This window comes from Enterobacter sp. SGAir0187, assembly GCF_002952735.2.
In the GTDB taxonomy this organism is placed as follows: Bacteria; Pseudomonadota; Gammaproteobacteria; order Enterobacterales; family Enterobacteriaceae; genus Enterobacter; species Enterobacter quasiroggenkampii.
This window is the reverse complement of the sequence record NZ_CP025034.2, coordinates 457,861-474,478: the sequence shown is the minus strand read 5'-3', so window position 1 is coordinate 474,478 and position 16,618 is coordinate 457,861. Positions and strand designations below refer to the sequence as shown.

Annotated in this window: 17 protein-coding genes; 10 read left to right on the top strand and 7 right to left on the bottom strand. The window is 56.4% G+C overall.

What is annotated here, in order from left to right; genetic code table 11:
* Positions 1-39: 39 nt before the first annotated feature.
* On the top strand, positions 40-924 hold the full coding sequence (locus CWR52_RS02235; protein ID WP_104948722.1) for a LysR family transcriptional regulator: 885 nt from the start codon (positions 40-42) through the stop codon (positions 922-924).
* On the opposite strand, the gene CWR52_RS02230 is transcribed toward CWR52_RS02235, so the two are convergent.
* Complete coding sequence (locus tag CWR52_RS02230) at positions 896-2,350, bottom strand: PLP-dependent aminotransferase family protein (RefSeq protein ID WP_104948721.1); 1,455 nt, start codon at positions 2,348-2,350, stop codon at positions 896-898. The two genes, CWR52_RS02235 and CWR52_RS02230, sit on opposite strands and share 29 nt — an antisense overlap.
* A 96-nt stretch (positions 2,351-2,446) precedes the next feature.
* Between CWR52_RS02230 and CWR52_RS02225 the strand changes: the two genes are divergently transcribed.
* On the top strand, positions 2,447-3,214 hold the full coding sequence (locus CWR52_RS02225; protein WP_104948720.1) for an arylamine N-acetyltransferase family protein: 768 nt from the start codon (positions 2,447-2,449) through the stop codon (positions 3,212-3,214).
* Positions 3,215-3,263: 49 nt separating this feature from the next.
* On the opposite strand, the gene yajD is transcribed toward CWR52_RS02225, so the two are convergent.
* The gene (gene yajD / locus CWR52_RS02220; RefSeq protein WP_003857471.1) at positions 3,264-3,611 is read right to left on the bottom strand and encodes an HNH nuclease YajD; all 348 of its coding nucleotides are present in this window, start codon (positions 3,609-3,611) and stop codon (positions 3,264-3,266) included.
* A 177-nt stretch (positions 3,612-3,788) separates the two neighbouring features.
* On the opposite strand from yajD, the gene CWR52_RS02215 reads away from it, so the two are divergent.
* On the top strand, positions 3,789-4,814 hold the full coding sequence (locus CWR52_RS02215; RefSeq protein WP_104948719.1) for an LLM class flavin-dependent oxidoreductase: 1,026 nt from the start codon (positions 3,789-3,791) through the stop codon (positions 4,812-4,814).
* Between the two features lie 25 nt (positions 4,815-4,839).
* Positions 4,840-5,787: a zinc-dependent alcohol dehydrogenase family protein gene (locus tag CWR52_RS02210; protein WP_104948718.1), complete on the top strand. Its 948-nt coding sequence runs from the start codon at positions 4,840-4,842 to the stop codon at positions 5,785-5,787.
* A gap of 3 nt (positions 5,788-5,790) precedes the next feature.
* Here the strand turns inward: CWR52_RS02210 and CWR52_RS02205 are convergent, their stop codons facing one another.
* On the bottom strand, positions 5,791-6,825 hold the full coding sequence (locus CWR52_RS02205) for an AI-2E family transporter (RefSeq protein WP_104948717.1): 1,035 nt from the start codon (positions 6,823-6,825) through the stop codon (positions 5,791-5,793).
* Between the two features lie 133 nt (positions 6,826-6,958).
* Between CWR52_RS02205 and CWR52_RS23640 the strand changes: the two genes are divergently transcribed.
* The 4 genes from CWR52_RS23640 to CWR52_RS02190 all read left to right on the top strand — a co-directional run bounded on the left by CWR52_RS23640 (position 6,959) and on the right by CWR52_RS02190 (position 10,172).
* Complete coding sequence (locus CWR52_RS23640) at positions 6,959-7,129, top strand: hypothetical protein (RefSeq protein ID WP_085930315.1); 171 nt, start codon at positions 6,959-6,961, stop codon at positions 7,127-7,129.
* 117 nt (positions 7,130-7,246) lie between these two features.
* A complete protein-coding gene (gene mdtJ / locus CWR52_RS02200) occupies positions 7,247-7,609 on the top strand; it encodes a multidrug/spermidine efflux SMR transporter subunit MdtJ (RefSeq protein WP_104948716.1) in 363 nt (120 codons plus the stop codon).
* Positions 7,596-7,925 (top strand): multidrug/spermidine efflux SMR transporter subunit MdtI, encoded by a 330-nt coding sequence (mdtI, locus tag CWR52_RS02195; protein ID WP_104948715.1) that lies wholly within the window; start codon positions 7,596-7,598, stop codon positions 7,923-7,925. Before mdtJ ends, mdtI begins: the two co-directional genes overlap by 14 nt.
* A gap of 84 nt (positions 7,926-8,009) precedes the next feature.
* The gene (locus tag CWR52_RS02190) at positions 8,010-10,172 is read left to right on the top strand and encodes a bifunctional diguanylate cyclase/phosphodiesterase (protein ID WP_104948714.1); all 2,163 of its coding nucleotides are present in this window, start codon (positions 8,010-8,012) and stop codon (positions 10,170-10,172) included.
* Position 10,173: 1 nt separating this feature from the next.
* Here the strand turns inward: CWR52_RS02190 and CWR52_RS02185 are convergent, their stop codons facing one another.
* The 3 genes from CWR52_RS02185 to CWR52_RS02175 form a co-directional block, all read right to left on the bottom strand.
* Entirely contained in the window at positions 10,174-10,995 is an 822-nt protein-coding gene (locus CWR52_RS02185; RefSeq protein WP_104948713.1) for a trypsin-like serine peptidase, read from the bottom strand.
* A gap of 279 nt (positions 10,996-11,274) precedes the next feature.
* Positions 11,275-11,649, bottom strand: a complete 375-nt coding sequence (asr, locus tag CWR52_RS02180; protein ID WP_021241183.1) for an acid resistance repetitive basic protein Asr — start codon at positions 11,647-11,649, stop codon at positions 11,275-11,277.
* 148 nt (positions 11,650-11,797) lie between these two features.
* Positions 11,798-13,285, bottom strand: coding sequence for a carboxypeptidase M32 (locus tag CWR52_RS02175; RefSeq protein ID WP_104948712.1), 1,488 nt, complete (start codon positions 13,283-13,285; stop codon positions 11,798-11,800).
* A gap of 267 nt (positions 13,286-13,552) precedes the next feature.
* Between CWR52_RS02175 and CWR52_RS02170 the strand changes: the two genes are divergently transcribed.
* Positions 13,553-14,143 carry a hypothetical protein gene (locus CWR52_RS02170; RefSeq protein WP_129546947.1) on the top strand — a complete coding sequence of 197 codons (591 nt, stop codon included), beginning with the start codon at positions 13,553-13,555 and terminating at the stop codon, positions 14,141-14,143.
* Positions 14,144-14,217: 74 nt separating this feature from the next.
* On the opposite strand, the gene CWR52_RS02165 is transcribed toward CWR52_RS02170, so the two are convergent.
* Positions 14,218-15,471: an MFS transporter gene (locus tag CWR52_RS02165; protein WP_104948711.1), complete on the bottom strand. Its 1,254-nt coding sequence runs from the start codon at positions 15,469-15,471 to the stop codon at positions 14,218-14,220.
* A gap of 121 nt (positions 15,472-15,592) precedes the next feature.
* Between CWR52_RS02165 and CWR52_RS02160 the strand changes: the two genes are divergently transcribed.
* Entirely contained in the window at positions 15,593-16,489 is an 897-nt protein-coding gene (locus CWR52_RS02160) for a LysR family transcriptional regulator (protein ID WP_104948710.1), read from the top strand.
* Positions 16,490-16,618: the final 129 nt, after the last annotated feature.

Sequence of the window (16,618 nt, the reverse complement as noted above, 5' to 3'; positions counted from 1 at the left end):
TAACAATCATTTTCTCCCGCTCGCGGCAAGACATCCCATATGCAAATAAACCTCTTTGAATCTATTCGGATTTTTATTGAAATTGTCGACTCGGGGAGCCTTACCCAGGCGGCAGAGAATCTGCAGGTCCATCGACCGGCAGTGACCAAAGCGCTGCAGCTTCTGGAACAACACAGCGGCACGCGGCTCCTGCAGCGCACAACGCGTCGGATTAGCCTGACGCCGGATGGGGAAGCCTTTTATCGCCGCAGTAAACCCCTGCTGGCGCAGGCGAATGAATTACTGGAGTCGTTTGGTACGGACCGTGCAATACACGGTCAACTGCGAGTCGATATGCCTGTCTCTTTTGCAACGCTGCGGGTGATACCCAATCTGCCTGATTTTTATCGTCAGCATCCCGAGATCGAGATCATTCTGAGCAGCTCTGACCGCCGTCGGGATATGCTGCGGGATGGCCTGGACTGCGTGCTGCGGGTGGGCGAGCTGGACGACGGCGACTATATCGCGCGTAAAGTCGGGAACATTAAAATCACGACCTGTGCCAGCCCGGCCTGGCTGGCAAAACACGGTACGCCAGAAACGCTGGAGGATTTACGCAAGCATCAGGCGATTAACTGGATTAACAACAGCAGCAGGCACATTCAGCCGTGGACGTTTACCACGCCAGAGGGCGTCGCGGAGATCGTGCTACCCGGTAAGCTGGTGGTGGATAACTCCGAGGCCTACATCGCGGCAGGCCTGGCCGGGCTGGGGGTTATGCAGGGGATGAATCTCTTTCTTCAGCCTTACATTGACCGCGGCCTGCTGGTTGAGGTCTTGCCAGCCTGTCGCTCGCCGGACCGCAAACTGTCACTGCTCTACCCACACCGCCATCTCTCCCGCAAGGTGCGGGTATTTACCGAGTGGCTGGAGAGTCTGGTGTGAAAGCGGCCAGCTCATGGCATAGCGCACCAATCTGCTCCACGGCATTGAGCAGGCGGGGCGTCGGTTCGTTTGCACAGTTTAGCCGCAGAAAGTGCGTGAGTTCTGCGCCAGGAGAAAACAGGGGACCGGGGCTGACGCCAATACCCCGCGCCAGCGCGCGACGATGCACCTCCAGCGCGTTGACCTGCGGAGGAAGTTCGACCCACAACAGAAAGCCCGCTGCGGGGACGTTTACGCGGGTACCGGGGGGGAAACTGGCCCCGACCTGCGCCACGACGGCGGCTATTCCCTCTGCGATCCGCCGCTTTAGCCGCCGCAGGTGACGGTCGTAGTCGCCGCTTGCCAGCATCTCGCTCGTCGCGGCTTCCAGCAGCGGCGCACCTGCCCACTCTCCGGCCATGCGGGCCTGCAAGACCTGCGTGAAATAGCGTCCGGCGGCAATCCAGCCGATTCGCCACCCCGGCGCAAGCGTTTTAGACAGGGAGCTGCAGTAAATCACATTCCCGCTCTGGTCGAAGGCTTTGCAGGCCGGAGGACGTTGCCCGTCACCGACCAGGTCACCGTAAACGTCGTCCTCAATCAGAGGAATACCGGCTTCTTCAAGCAGAGCAACCAGTTCCTGCTTGCGCGCGACGGGCATGCTGGCACCCAATGGGTTTTGCACGGTGGGCGAGGCCAGAACGGCCGCAGGACGGTGGCAGCGGATGGCGTTAGCCAGCGGTTCCAGTAACAGGCCTTCAGCAGGATCGGTGGGGATTTCTAAGGCCTTCAGGCCTAAATCCTCCAGCAGCAGGAGCGTGCCGAAGTAGGCGGGCTGCTCAATCGCCACCACATCACCTGGCTGACACACGGCCCGCAGGGCCAGACGCAGCGCCTGTGTCGCGCCCGCGGTGATAATGAGATCGTCGGCGCCGAAACGGGCTCCCCACTGCGCAGCGCGCGCGGCAATCTTACTTCGCAAGTCTGCTCTTCCCGGAGGCAGGCTGTAGCTCTGCCCATGCGCGTCCAGACGACGACCCGCAGAGTGCAACGCCCGCTGCAGCGCCTCCCCAGGCAGCCACGCGGGATCGGGCAGGGCGGCGCCCAGCGGGACCAGACGGGCTTCTGCACTGCTGAACAGCGACCGGGCCACGGCGGACAGGGTGACGGGGACCGGGCCTGGCGGGGAACGCGCGGGCTCCGCACGCTGAGGCTGGCTGATCTGGCAAATGTAATAACCCGAACGCGGACGCGCAACGATCAGCCCCTCGGCCTCAAGGCAGCGAAGGGCCTCCAGCGCTGTCGGAAGGCTAACGTGCTCGCGCTCGGCCAGTTTTCGCGCGGAGATCATCCGGTCACCGGCTCGTAATGCGCCTGAAGAGAGCGTGAGGCGTAGACTCTCAGCAATCCGGCGATAGTGTGGTGAGGAGGTGGACAGGGCAGACATGGGTATCTGTTCAGGCTAATTTTCGATAAAACTGACTATACAGCCAATGATGCGCGCCATCTATAGTGTCCGGCATGTTCAGGACAAGGAGGCATTATGCACAGCGATAATTTCGACATTTCCTCGTATTTCAAACGCATAAACTACACCGGACCGGCGGCGGCCGATACGACCACCCTGCATGCGCTGATGCGTCATCAGCTCTTTTCCGTTCCCTTTGAAAATCTGGACGTACAGGCGGGTAAAATTGTCTCGCTGGCGCCGGACGACATTGCCGATAAGGTGTTAAAGAAAGGGCGCGGCGGCTACTGCTATGAGGTGAACGGGCTTTTCGCCATGGCACTGGAGGCACTCGGTATTCCTTACCGTTTCGTGGCGGCGCGTCCAATGTTCTACCCTGCGAGGCGGCCAAAAACCCATATGGCGTTAATCGCTGAAGTGGAGAGCAGGCAGTGGCTTTGCGATCTCGGGTTCGGCAGCTACGGCATCCGCGCGCCAATGGCGCTGGACACGCTTGACGTGGATATCCCCCAGGATTTCGACACGTTTCGCCTGAGCCGCAGCACAGAGGGTGAGTATCTGCTCGAGGCGAAGGTGGAAGGCGAATGGGCCCGACAATACGGCTTCGATCTCACGCCTCAGGAGTGGATTGATTTCGTCCCGGCCAACTACCTGAACTCCACGCACCCGGATGCGATCTTTGTGCAGAAGCGGGTGGTGGTGCAGCACAGTCCGGAAGGACGCCAGATTTTACTGGGCGATATGCTGAAAACCATCACGGCGAACGGCACTGAAACGCGGCAGCTGACGGAGGAGGACATCCGCCATGTCCTGACAGACCGTTTTGCGCTGAAAGTCGCGTAAAACAGAAGGGGGCCTGTGCCCCCTGAAATGCAGGTATGGGTAGCGAAGGTTACTTCTTCTTATCCATCATTGCCTTTAAATCGGCAAACGGGTTAAACGTGGCGACGCCCACGTCTTTTTGCGCGTCTTCCCCGGCCACCACGGTGGTGCCGTACTGATCTGCTTCGGTGTATTTCGAATGCTCGTGATCGTGGCAAAACAGGCACAACAGCTCCCAGTTGCTGCCATCTTCCGGGTTGTTGGTATGGTCGTGATCGATATGGTGAACCGTGAGTTCACGCAGATTGGAATAGACAAACTCGCGCGAACAGCGTCCACACACCCATGGATAGATTTTTAATGCTTTTTCGCGATAGCCGCTTTCCAGCCGCGCGTAGTTTTTGGGGATCAGTGCCATTGCCGGTTTTACCTGCCATAAAAAAGTGGGGGATATTATATCCCATTATGGGGAGGAATGAAGAACCACGCGATTCGGTCAATTTATTTGATGCTTTCCGTTAAATAAACGGCATTTATTCTTACCGGGTAATGCGTAAAGTGGACAGAACGCAATGCATTATCAGGACACAGGGTTATGAAAAAGATCGGGTTTTTATCGTTTGGTCACTGGACGCCTTCGCCGCAGTCCGGCACGCGCTCGGCGGCAGACACGCTGCTGCAGTCCATCGATTTAGCCGTGGCGGCTGAAGAGCTGGGGGCAGACGGCGCCTATTTCCGCGTGCATCACTTCGCGCGACAGCTTAGCTCGCCGTTCCCTCTGCTGGCGGCCATTGGCGCAAAAACGAAGACCATCGAAATCGGCACCGGCGTGATTGATATGCGCTATGAAAATCCGATGTACATGGCTGAAGATGCGGGCGCGGCGGACCTGATTTCCGGTGGTCGCCTGCAGTTGGGCATCAGCCGTGGCTCCCCGGAGCAGGTTATTGATGGCTGGCGTCATTTCGGCTATGTCCCGCAGGAAGGGGAAAACGAGTCGGATATGGCGCGTCGTCATACCGAGGTGCTGCTTGAGGTGCTGCGTGGGGAAGGGTTTGCCAAACCGAACCCGCAGCCCATGTTCCCGAATCCGCCGGGGCTGCTGCGCCTGGAGCCTTATTCAGAAGGGCTGCGCGAGCGTATCTGGTGGGGGGCGGGTTCCAATGCGACGGCCGTGTGGGCCGCAAAACTGGGCATGAACCTGCAAAGCTCAACGCTGAAGGACGATGAAACCGGTGAGCCGTTCCATATTCAGCAGGCAAAACAGATCCGCGTGTACCGTCAGGCCTGGAAAGAGGCGGGGCATACGCGTGAGCCGCGGGTGTCGGTCAGCCGCAGTATTTTTGCGCTGATGGACGACCGTGACCGGATGTATTTCGGGGCCAGCCGCAACGACAGCGATAGCGTGGGTTATCTTGATGAGAAAACGCGCGCCATCTTCGGGCGCAGCTATGCCGCGGAGCCGGACAAGCTGGTTGAACAACTGAAAAAGGACGAGGCGATTGCCGAGGCGGACACGCTCTTACTGACCGTGCCGAACCAGCTGGGTGTGGATTATAATGCGCACGTGATTGAGTCTATTCTCAAACATGTCGCACCGGCGATGGGCTGGCGCGAGTAGTTCCGCTATCAGCCTTGAGATCGTAATGGAAAATCTGGCCCTCTGGTATCGCCGGTTTGGCGAGCCAGAATCTGTTCTGCAACCTGAAACCGCGCCGCCGGGCGCGCTTGCGCCGGGACAGCTCCGCGTGCGGATGCTGTTTTCTCCGGTCAACGCGTCCGATCTTATCCCCATCACCGGTGCCTATCGCCACAGAACCCCGTTACCGGCGGTCGCGGGGTATGAAGGTGTCGGTGTTGTCACCGAGGCGCCCGCCTCGTTTAAGCATCTGGTGGGCAAGCGCGTCCTGCCGCTGCGCGGTCAGGGCACCTGGCAGCGCTATGTGGATTGCCCGGCAGAGTATGCGATACCCGTTCCGGACACCGTCGACGCGCATCTGGCCGCGCGGGCCTATATCAACCCGCTGGCGGCGCAGATGATGCTGACCCGCTACCCGCCGCGTGGAAAGCGGGTCTTGCTCACGGCTGCCGGATCGGACTGCGCCATTCTGCTGGGGCAGTGGGCGCGTCAGGTGGGGGCGGAAGCGGTGTATGGCATTCACCGTTCTGCCGTGCATGCTGAACGGCTGGAGGCGATGGGCATCACGCCTGTCGCACAGCATGACGCAAACAGAATCGGCACCGTCGCCGCCCGTAGCGATATCGTCTACGATGCCACCGGCGGGCCGCTTGCGGAAACGATCCTCAGCGTGATGCCCGAGCAGGGCATGTTTGTCTGCTACGGGCTGCTCTCCGGGCAAGCCTTCACACAGCGGCGGCCTGCGCCGCGCGTGGCGTGGTTCCATATCCGAAACGGTCTGGATGCGCTCAGCGTTGAGGCGTGGCGCGCGGAGTTCGAGCGCATCTGGCTGAGGTTGCCCGGCAATGAGTACAGCGACGTTACGGTGTACCCGCTGGCAGAGTGGCGAAGGGCGCTCAGCGCTTATCGTGAAGGTGGAAGGACCCGCAAGCCCCTCCTGTCGATGGCGGAATGACGGCTATTTATGACTCATATCGCTCAGCAGCACGGCGATACTTTGCCCGCCCGCCGTCTGCTCCAGACCAATCTTGACAATGATGGTGAGCGGAACGGAGAGCAGCATCCCAACGGGCCCGAGCAGCCAGCCCCAGAATATCAGGGACAAAAAGACCACCAGCGTGGACAGCCCCAGGCCCCGGCCCATCATGCGGGGTTCCAGTATGTTACCGAACACCAGATTGATGACCAGGTATCCGGCCAGCAGGATCAGCGCGTCATAAAGCCCGCTGAAAACCAGCACCTGAAGAATAGGGGGGATCGCCGCCAGCACGGAGCCGATGTTGGGAATGTAGTTAAGCGCAAACGCCAGTAACCCCCAGACGAACGCAAAGCGGACGTCCAGCGCCAGAAGCATCACCCAGACGACAACGCCCGTCACCAGGCTAATGGCCGTTTTCAGCACCAGATAGCGGGAGACGCTGTCCAGCGCGCGTTGAATCGCCCCCATTCCTTCGACCGGACGGACCATTATCTGCTGCAGCTTTGCGGGAAGCTGCGGCACCTCCAGGAGCATAAACACCACCGTTAAAAACAGCAGGAAAATGGAGGTCATGGCATTGGAAAGCTGAGCCAGCAGGCTGGTGACGATCGTCATCGCCGCATTGGGGTCGATATATTTCAGCAGTTCTTCAACCGAGACTTCGATACCCGCGCGTTGCAGCCAGGGCTCCAGCTGCAGCAGCGGTATTGCCAGCGAAGAGCGGTATTTCGGCAGCGTTCGCGCCAGTTCATTGAGCGAGGTCCCCAGATAAGCCACCAGCAGTACCATCGCCACAATAATGATGCTGATAAGCAGCGTGATGGCCAGCACGCGCGGGATGCGTAGCCGCGTCATGCGCTGAACCAGGGGGTTGAGGATCACCGCAATAAACAGGGCCAGAATAAAGGGCACAATAATGTCGGCGGCAAAGCGCACGCCTGTTAATATGATCACCAGCATGCCCAGCATGATGACAATTTTTAACCCGTTCAGGGTAATGATGGGTTTAGCCATGGTGACTCCGAAATTTTCTTTATATTTATAATAAAGGTGAAAGGCATTGCAATAAACTAACCAAAATCAAACGGAGTGGGTAAAGAATTGCAAAGACTTTGAGTAAAATCCTGGCTTATGGTACAAATTCGGTGTGTTTAACTACCGAGGACAATTTTCATCCGCAAAGACGAGAAGCAACAACGCGGATAATTGTAATTTTATGGACAATATGTTCAGGACGTACTCTTCAAACAATACTGCTGTATACTCCACCTCTTTCTGCCTGCTTTCTGGTGAGCAACACTGGCGCACCGCACTCTAGTCATTTCTTCTGCCTGAGCTGGCGCTAAGCGCTTAGCTGACTGATTTCAATTCGTATTTTTGGGTTTGCTGCACGCAGCGGGCCACGATGGATTATATTCTCAAGCAGGAGAAAAACATGTTTTACTGGATTTTATTAGCTCTGGCTATTATCGCTGAAATTACCGGCACGCTGTCGATGAAGTGGGCTAGCGTCAGCGAGGGCAACACCGGTTTTATTTTGATGCTGGTGATGATTTCGCTTTCGTATATTTTCCTCTCGTTTGCGGTGAAAAAAATTGCGCTGGGCGTCGCGTATGCCCTGTGGGAAGGGATCGGTATTTTGTTGATTACGCTGTTCAGCGTGCTGATATTTGACGAAACATTAACAACAATGAAGGTCGCCGGATTAACGACGTTGGTCGCGGGTATTGTGCTGATTAAATCAGGTACCCGTAAGCCGTCTAAAGTGCAGAAGGAGCAGAACCATGCAACAGTTTGAGTGGGTTCATGCGGCCTGGTTGGGGTTCGCCATCGTGCTGGAAATTCTGGCGAACGTTCTGCTGAAATTCTCCGATGGTTTTCGCCGTAAACTCTACGGCCTGATGTCGATTGCTGCGGTTCTGGGGGCGTTCAGCGCGTTATCCCAGGCGGTAAAAGGGATCGATCTTTCGGTCGCCTATGCGTTGTGGGGCGGTTTTGGTATCGCCGCAACGCTGGCTGCAGGCTGGGTGCTTTTCGGTCAGCGTTTAAATAGCAAGGGCTGGATGGGACTCATCTTGCTGCTTGCAGGTATGATTATGATAAAACTTGCCTGACGTTCATAAAGCCATCCTTTACAGGCAGCGAAATTCGCTGCCTGTATTACGCTTAGAAAAGCAAAACCTTAAAGAGGATGGCTGATGTATCGCACATTAAGCTGGCGCAATATTCCCACCGCGAGAACGTTGTTTGCCATGGTCTTTATGGCGGGCATCGGCTTAATCATCTCCGTCGTCGCACTCCTCTATCTTTCCCTGCATCTTATCAGCACCAAAACCAATGAAATTGATGAACACCGCACGGCGCTTTCCGTGCAGGGGGCCATTCAGACATCGGTTAACCGCGTCTCCTCGCTGGTGCTGGATAACGCCGTCTGGGACGATGCGGTGCGGGAGGTCTACCGTCCCACGCTCGATACCGACTGGCTATATAACACCTGGGGCGCAGGCTTTAAAATCAACAACCTCTATGATGGTACCTTCGTGCTTGATGAACATTTCGATGTCATCTGGGGATCGTTTCAAAGTCAGCCTTTTCAGGAGACGAATCTCGATTTTTTCGGTAAGGGGCTAAAAGCCCTGATTGCTCAGCACGCGCGCGCCTTATCAAGCGATAAAAATATCTATGCCGGGATCAGCAAAACGCGAAGCGGCGTCGCCTTTGTGGGCATTGGGCTGATTCGCCCGATGGTCGGAAGATTACAGGTGACCGACGAAACGCGCCGCTATCTGGTGATCACCCGTCATCTGAACGCCAGAATCTTAGCCGACCTGGGGGCGACCTTTCAGATCGATAACCTGCACTTTACGCCGGAAAAAATTAACGAACTGAGTATGCCGCTGCGAAGTTCGGCAGGGGAGCTGCTAGGCTATCTTAACTGGCAGGCACGGCTTCCGGGGGCGCAGGCCGCCCGGGCGGCATCCTCTGATATCACGCAGATTGTTGTGCTGGCATCGGCCCTGATCCTGCTCTTTATTCTGGTGAGCAGCGTGGGGCTGTACAAGCTTGCGCGAGGAGAAAGCCAGGCGCGTCTGGTGGCGAGAACGGACTGGCTAAGCCATCTGCCGAACCGACGAGCGCTCATCGAAGCGTTGGATCGGGTGAGTCTACGCGGGGATATCGACGTCAAAAGCGTGGTGTTTATCGATCTGGATGGCTTTAAAGACGTGAATGACATCTACGGGCACAGCGTGGGAGACGATCTCATTGTGGCGATTGCGAAAACGCTGAGTGAACGCGTGCCGCCGGGGGGAATGCTGGCGCGTATGGGCGGGGATGAGTTTGCCATGACCATCGGCGGTGATGAGGCAGAAACACAGGCCACCGCCTTTGCCGTTTCGGTGCTGGATTTTCTCACCTCCCCGATTCAGCTGGGGGAACGCACGATCCATATCGGGGCCAGTATCGGTATCGCCAGCGGAACCCTGATTGAATGCACCAGCTCTGAGCTGTTTCGCCGCGCCGATATTGCCATGTACCATGCCAAAATGAGCGGGAAAGGGCGTATTACCCACTACGACGCCGAGCTGAACAGCGCCCGGGAGCGCAAGCTGGCGATTGAAAATCAGATCCGTAACGGTCTGGAGCGCGATGAGTTTGAGGTCTGGTATCAGCCGATTATTGACGCCCGCAGCCAGAAAATGAGCAGTGTAGAAGCGCTGGTGCGCTGGCCACGTCGCCCGGACGGGCCGCTGGGCCCGGATACTTTCATCGCCATTGCGGAGACCAGCGGTCTGATTTACAAGCTGGGCCAGTTTGTGTTGCAGCGCGCCTGTCAGGATCTCCAGCCGTACGGTGACTTAACGCTTTCCGTTAACATTTCTCCCGCGCAATTCCGCGATCCCGCCTTCGAAGACAAAGTGGCCAGCGTGCTGGAGACCACTCATTTCCCTGCTAACCGACTGCAGCTGGAGGTCACAGAGTCCTATGTGCTGGAAAACCCGGAGCGTGCCCGCATGGCGATAGCCAATCTTAAAGCGCTGGGCACCGCGGTGGCGCTGGATGACTTTGGCACCGGCTATTCCAGCATTGGCTATTTGCGGCGTTTTAACTTCGACACCATCAAGATTGATAAATCGCTGGCCGGGCTGGTGGACAACGATGAACAGGCGGCCGCGCTGGTAAGCGGCACGGTGCGGATCGCCAACGCGCTGGGAATGGCGGTGGTCGCCGAAGGGGTCGAGACCGAAAGACAAATGAAACTGCTGCGGCTGGCTGGCTGCGATCAACTGCAGGGTTTTTGGTTCAGCCAGCCGATGCCGATTGAGTCAATCAGGGCATTACATCAGGTCAGACGATGCTGATTTACTGCTGCGCCAGTGCTTCCAGCTTGTCGCGAAAGCCGGTCACGGACAAGGCCCGGTTATCTGCGCGCCAGCGATCTTTCGCCGCCGGTGCAGAGCTCTGCACACCGATCAACTGCCAGCCGTTATCTGTTTTCAGCATCAGCGGTGAGCCACTGTCACCCGGTAACGTATCGCACTGATGCGAGAGTACGCTGGTTTGCGCCCAGCCCGTCACAATACAGTCGGAGTGCGTGTAAAGCGTATCCAGATGGTCGACAGGATAGCCGGACTGCGTCACCTTCCGGTTGGCGGCTTTCAGCGCGGCGGTGAGTGCGTCTTTGTCGCCGTCAAATAACGGCAGCGGCGTAATGCCGGAAGGGGGGTAGCGTAAAACGATGAGGCCAAAGTCCCATGAGGCGGCCGCCGGTGGCACGATCCAGCCGTCACCATCCGGTTTCAGGCGTTTGCCGAGAGACGGATCGACCCGGCCTTCAATGCCGTGAATTTCATAGCGCCAGGTGCCTTTTTGCGACACAAACCGCAAGGCCACCGCTTTATCCGGCTTGCCGTTTGGCGGCGTTAACAGACAGTGGCCTGCCGTCAGGGCAAGCTGTGGGGTAATCAGCGTCGCAGTACATAAGTTACCGCTGGCGGTTTCCAGTTGACCTATAGCATCCCAGGGCGCCTGGGTGGGATCGGCGACGCGCGTGCGATCGTCATGACCGAAAAAAAGCGTCTTTAGCTCTTTCGCGCTAATGGTGTCATCACCGCCATCATCCGCATGTGAGAATCCAGAAAAAAGACCAAACGTTCCCAGTAACAACACAACAGATTTACGCATATCACACTCTGGTGGGGGTAATTATGATTATTAAAAGTGAACCCTATGAAAATACTATAGACGGGACAGCGCTAAAGTGGGAGTAAAATCAGCGTGCTACATTCAGGAAAGATAAAAATGGCTGGCGATGAGCGCGCATAAAATAAGCAGGATCAGAATCAGCTCAAACCGATAGCGCCGCAGCATACGCCCTCCGGATAAAAAAAACGGCGCGGAACCTGTTCCGGTTCAGCGCCGGTTTACCAACGTGCCCCGAAGGGCACGGTTTAGCTTGTACTCTTACGCAGCTGGCTGTGCAGCTGGTTTAGCAGCTTCGTGTTTTACTGCTTTTTTGTGATGCTTTTTAGCAGCCTGGGCTTTCTGCTCTACAGCCGGTTTGGTCGCTTTTTTGTGGTGCTTTTTAGCAGCCTGGGCTTTCTGCTCTGCAGCTGGTTTGGTCGCTTTTTTGTGGTGCTTTTTAGCGGCCTGGGCTTTTTGCTCTGCAGCCGGTTTAGCGGCTTTATGATGTTTCTTGTGATGGACAGTTTTTGCTGGCGCCGCGGTGGTCGTTGCAGCAGGTGCCGCAGCAGCCGGTGCAGCAGTGGTTTCAGCAGCGAACGCAGCAGAAGACAGACCCATAGCAGCGGCAACAACCAGAGCTAATACTTTTTTCATGTTCATACCCTCGAATTTGGTTTTTCATTTAACCCCACTGCGGGGCCGTTGAAAGAACTATATCCCTGTAAATTCGGGGTTTCCGTGAGTGATTGGTATCGGTGTGTAACCATATGTACAAGGCCGGGGAAGAACCCCGGCCTTATCATTACAAATAGCGGGAGGTCAGATGTTCGCGGAAGTAGCGGATATTCAGATCTTCACCCGTCGCCTGGGTGATTAACTGCGACGTGCTGAAGCGACTGCCGTGCTGCCAGATGTTCTGACGCAGCCACTCAAAGAGTGCGGAAAAATCGCCCTCAGCGATGGAGGCCTGCAGACCCGGAAGCGCCGTTTTGGCGGCGTGGAACAGCTGTGCGGCATACATGGCCCCCAGCGTATAAGATGGGAAGTAGCCAAAACCGCCGTCAGTCCAGTGGATATCCTGCATGCAGCCGTTGCGGTAGTTGTCTTTGGTGGATAACCCGAGCCAGGCCTGCATTTTCTCGTCCCACAGGGCAGGGATATCGTCCACTTCGATCTCGCCGTTGATCAGCGCGCGCTCAATCTCATAGCGCAGCACCACGTGTGCCGGGTAGCTCACTTCGTCCGCATCGACGCGGATATAGCCCGGCTTCACGCGCTGGTTCCAGGCAATAAAATTCTCTTCGCTGAACGCCGCCTGGCTGCCAAAGCGGGCGTGCACCGCAGGGAGAAGATGTTTGAGGAAGGCTTCACTGCGTCCCAGCTGCATCTCAAAGAACAGGCTCTGGGATTCGTGGATCGCGGTTGAGCGGGCGAGGGCAATCGGCTGTCCTGCCCACGCGCGCGGCAGGTTTTGTTCGTAGCGCGCGTGTCCGGTTTCGTGGATCACGCCAAACAGCGCGCTGAGCAGTTCATCCTCGTCGTAGCGCGTAGTGATGCGCACGTCTTCCGGCACGCCGCCGCAGAACGGGTGCGCACTCACGTCGAGGCGACCGCCGTTAAAATCGAAGCCGAGCATTTTCATGGCTTCCAGGCCCAGTTCGCGCTGTGTTGCGGTCGGGAAAGGCCCCTGAGGAGGAACAAACGATCGCTGAGCCTGCTTTTCCACGACGTTTGCCAGCAGGTCCGGCAGCCAGGATTTCATGTCGCCGAACAGCACGTCCAGACGGGCGCTGGTCATGTCGGGTTCGAAAATATCCAGCAGCGCGTCGTACGGCGTACAGCCTTTGGCTTCCCCCCGCAGGCGCGCCTCTTCACGGCTGAGTTTGACCACCTCTTTCAGGTTGGCGGAAAAGCCCTGCCAGTCGTTAGCGGGACGCTGCGTGCGCCAGGCGTGCTCGCACCTGCTGCCCGCCAGGGATTTGGCCTCCACCAGCGATTCCGGCAGCAGCGAGGCCTGCTGATAGTGGCGCGTCATTTCCCGCAGGTTGGCCTGTTCGACGTCATTCAGATCTTCCCCTGCCGCCTCCGCTAACAGGTCGCCGACTTTTTTATCGGTCAGGAGCTGGTGCTGCAGGACGCTCATCTCCGCCAGCGCCTCGCCGCGCGCGGCGCTGCCGCCGGGCGGCATCATGGTGAACATGTCCCAGCTGGCGATGGAGGAGAGGTGCGAGAAGCGGGAGAGACGCTGGAAGGTTTTAGTAAGCGATAGATAGGAATAATTATTTTTCATTCTACGTTCTCGTTGTGTTTGAGGCTCTTAACGAGCATACAGAGGTTCAGATCTGATTAAAACAGATGTTTCTTACTCAAATGTTGTTGATGCTTCTTAATGTTTTAAATTGGTAATGTGAATAATCATGATTATTTGCATTGACCGTATGAATTATTTGAAGGTTGAAGATAGCTCTTAGAGTCAAATATGGAAATGCGCATAAGAATATTCTTATGCCGACGCGATTTTCATAGCGTCAAAGTCAACTAATAGGCAACTTTTATAATGGTTAAATTTATTTTATGCTCGATTTCAGTGGCTTTACTAGCTGGCTGCGCGATGCAACCCGTTCCTTCTCAGTATAGAAATGCTACAGTTACGCTTGTTGGGCACAGTAAGGCAGAAGCAATGACTGATTTAGGGATACCAACACGAACAATGCCCGTCAATGGGAGCCAGACAATGTATCAGTGGGACAGCAATCAAGGTACAACATCTGCTGGTTTGTTTAGCACTGATACCAATGCTGTGGCGGTCGGTAGTTCCACTTATCAGGGATATGGTAACGGTTTCTCCGGAGGGGCGGTTGGAACATCTAACACCACTGGTAATTATGATAGTGCTACAGCTACTCATATCTGTGCATTGTCATTACTAATTGATAATAAAACTGATAAAGTACTTTCAGGTACATTCAATGGAACTGTTGATGATGCTTGCATGAGCCATTTCAGCAATGTTATTACATTAGATCCTAATGCGGTTAATGCGAATAAAGCAGCGATAATGCATAACCAACATGTGAAAGAGGCTAAAGCAGTAATTGGTGTTTTGGCTATTGTTGGCGCAGGTGTTGCCGCTTACAATAATCGCTGATTTAATCCACATAAAACGAAAGGCCGTTTATTTCGGCCTTTCGTTTTATGCAATATCGGCTTTTCAATACAATGTTAATGCAGACGTTTATGCAGGCTTCCCCCCACCAGCAGTGCCGCGCACAGCATCAGCGCGATAAACCCGCCCACGCCGTTCCAGCCGTAGTGATGCCAGAACACGCCGCCGAGCGTCCCGGCGATGCTGGACCCCAGGTAATAGCTAAACAGATAAAGAGACGATGCCTGACCTTTGGCGCGACGCGCGCGCGGGCCAATCCAGCTGCTGGCGACCGAGTGGGCGGCGAAGAAGCCCGCGGAAAAGAGCAGCATGCCGGCAAAAATCAGCCACAGTGAGGAGAAGAGCGTCAGCAGCAGACCGACCAGCATCACCGCCGTGAAGAACAGCATGACCGGGCCGCGTCCATAGCGTGCGGTCATCGCCCCGGCCTTCGGTGAACTCCACGTACCGGTCAAATACGCAACCGAGAGTAAACCGACAATCGCCTGGCTCAGATGCCACGGCGAGAGCATCAGGCGGTAGCCAATATAGTTGAACAGCGTGACGAAGGCGCCCATCAGCAGGAAGCCGGTCAGGAACAGGCGCGGGAGGCCCTTGTCGCGCCAGTGCAGACGGAAGTTGATAAACAGCGTTTTCGGGCGCAAAGAGGTCGGGCGGAAATGGCGCGATTCCGGCAGGATTTTCCAGAACATCAGGGCTGATGCCAGCGCGAAACAGCCGATGACCGCCAGCGCAATCCGCCAGCTAAAGAAGTCCGTGAATACCCCGCTCAGCAGACGTCCGCTCATCCCGCCAATCGAGTTCCCGCTGATGTAAAGCCCCATCGAGAAGGCGACAAAGCTCGGGTGGATCTCCTCGCTGAGATAGGTCATCCCGACCGCCGCCACGCCGCTGAGCGAGAGCCCGATCAGCGCGCGCATCACCAGAATCCCGTGCCAGCTGGTCATCATGGTCGAGAGTAACGTACAGACCGACGCCAGCATCAGCGCGGTTACCATAACCGGTTTACGGCCAATGGCGTCGGACAGCGGCCCGGTAAAGAGCAGGCCAATCGCCAGCATGCCGGTGGAAATGGAGAGTGAAACGCTGCTGCTCGCAGGCGATACGCCAAACTCATGGGAGAGCACGGGCAGGATCGGCTGAACGCAATAGAGCAGAGCGAAGGTGGCCAGACCGGCGGAAAAGAGCGCCAGCGTGACGCGCATAAATTGGGGGGTACCACGTTTAATGAACTGAACCGGCTGCGATGTTGCAGGTAAATCATCGATATCGCTCGCCGGATCGATATCAATGGCAGTTGTACGACTCACACAGTTTCCTTGCTTAAACATCCCCGTGATTTCTGGTGACGGGTATGACCACCTCTTCAGGGTAGGAAAATGTAAATATTCTGTCTAATATATTAATAATCTCAAATGATACTTTAGAAATATGAATATCGAGCTGCGTCATCTTCGCTACTTTGTCGCCGTCGCCGAAGAGCTGCATTTTGGCCGCGCGGCGGTACGGCTGAATATCTCTCAACCACCGCTAAGCCAGCAGATTCAGATCCTGGAGCAGCAGGTCGGAGCGCGCCTGCTGGCCCGCACCAACCGCAGCGTGAGCCTGACGGCGGCGGGTAAGCAATTTCTCATCGACAGCCGACAAATTCTCAGCATGGTCGAGGACGCCGCCGCCCGGGCAGAACGGCTCTATCTCGGGGAGGCCGGAGAGTTGCGCATCGGGTTTACTTCGTCCGCACCGTTTATCAGCGCCGTCTCGGAAACCCTGTCGTCATTCCGCCGCCATTTCCCGGATGTTCATATTCAAACGCGCGAGATCAACACCCGCGAGCAGATCGCGCCGCTGAATGAAGGTTCGCTGGATCTGGGGCTGATGCGTAATACCCAGCTGCCGGACTCGCTGGCGTGGGAGGTGATCCTGCGCGAACCGCTGATGGCCATGATCCCGCACGATCACCCGCTGGCGTCGCGTCCGACGGTGTCGCTGGCAGAGCTGGCAAAAGAGCCGTTTGTCTTTTTTGATCCGCAGGTCGGAACGGGTCTGTATGACGATATCCTGGGGCTGATGCGCCGCTACGATCTTGCCCCGGTCATTACCCAGGAGGTCGGGGAGGCAATGACCATTATCGGGCTGGTCGCCGCCGGGCTGGGCGTGTCGATACTCCCGGCCTCCTTTAAGCGGGTACAGCTGCGTGAGATGCGCTGGGTTGCTATCGCCGAGGAGGATGCCATTTCGGAGATGTGGCTGGTGTGGTCAAAACATCGCGAACAGAGTCATGCTGCCCAGCGCTTTAAACAGCGGTTAATCCAGGCCTCCGCGGTCTGATATTTCCCGGTAAAAATGGGTAAAAATGTGCGGTAAATCACATGGCTAAGTAAATATTTGACGGCAGCCATGCAAGTGCTTCACCATAGCCAACAGTTTATTTCGAAGCTCGAAAATAAGGGAGTACGA

Coding starts and splice junctions, on each gene's coding strand:
- CWR52_RS02235 (WP_104948722.1), top strand. CDS start 40: ATGCAAATAAACCTCTTTGAATCTATTCGGATTTTTATTGAAATTGTC.
- CWR52_RS02230 (WP_104948721.1), bottom strand. CDS start 2,350: ATGTCTGCCCTGTCCACCTCCTCACCACACTATCGCCGGATTGCTGAG.
- CWR52_RS02225 (WP_104948720.1), top strand. CDS start 2,447: ATGCACAGCGATAATTTCGACATTTCCTCGTATTTCAAACGCATAAAC.
- yajD (WP_003857471.1), bottom strand. CDS start 3,611: ATGGCACTGATCCCCAAAAACTACGCGCGGCTGGAAAGCGGCTATCGC.
- CWR52_RS02215 (WP_104948719.1), top strand. CDS start 3,789: ATGAAAAAGATCGGGTTTTTATCGTTTGGTCACTGGACGCCTTCGCCG.
- CWR52_RS02210 (WP_104948718.1), top strand. CDS start 4,840: ATGGAAAATCTGGCCCTCTGGTATCGCCGGTTTGGCGAGCCAGAATCT.
- CWR52_RS02205 (WP_104948717.1), bottom strand. CDS start 6,825: ATGGCTAAACCCATCATTACCCTGAACGGGTTAAAAATTGTCATCATG.
- mdtJ (WP_104948716.1), top strand. CDS start 7,247: ATGTTTTACTGGATTTTATTAGCTCTGGCTATTATCGCTGAAATTACC.
- mdtI (WP_104948715.1), top strand. CDS start 7,596: ATGCAACAGTTTGAGTGGGTTCATGCGGCCTGGTTGGGGTTCGCCATC.
- CWR52_RS02190 (WP_104948714.1), top strand. CDS start 8,010: ATGTATCGCACATTAAGCTGGCGCAATATTCCCACCGCGAGAACGTTG.
- CWR52_RS02185 (WP_104948713.1), bottom strand. CDS start 10,995: ATGCGTAAATCTGTTGTGTTGTTACTGGGAACGTTTGGTCTTTTTTCT.
- asr (WP_021241183.1), bottom strand. CDS start 11,649: ATGAAAAAAGTATTAGCTCTGGTTGTTGCCGCTGCTATGGGTCTGTCT.
- CWR52_RS02175 (WP_104948712.1), bottom strand. CDS start 13,285: ATGAAAAATAATTATTCCTATCTATCGCTTACTAAAACCTTCCAGCGT.
- CWR52_RS02170 (WP_129546947.1), top strand. CDS start 13,553: ATGGTTAAATTTATTTTATGCTCGATTTCAGTGGCTTTACTAGCTGGC.
- CWR52_RS02160 (WP_104948710.1), top strand. CDS start 15,593: ATGAATATCGAGCTGCGTCATCTTCGCTACTTTGTCGCCGTCGCCGAA.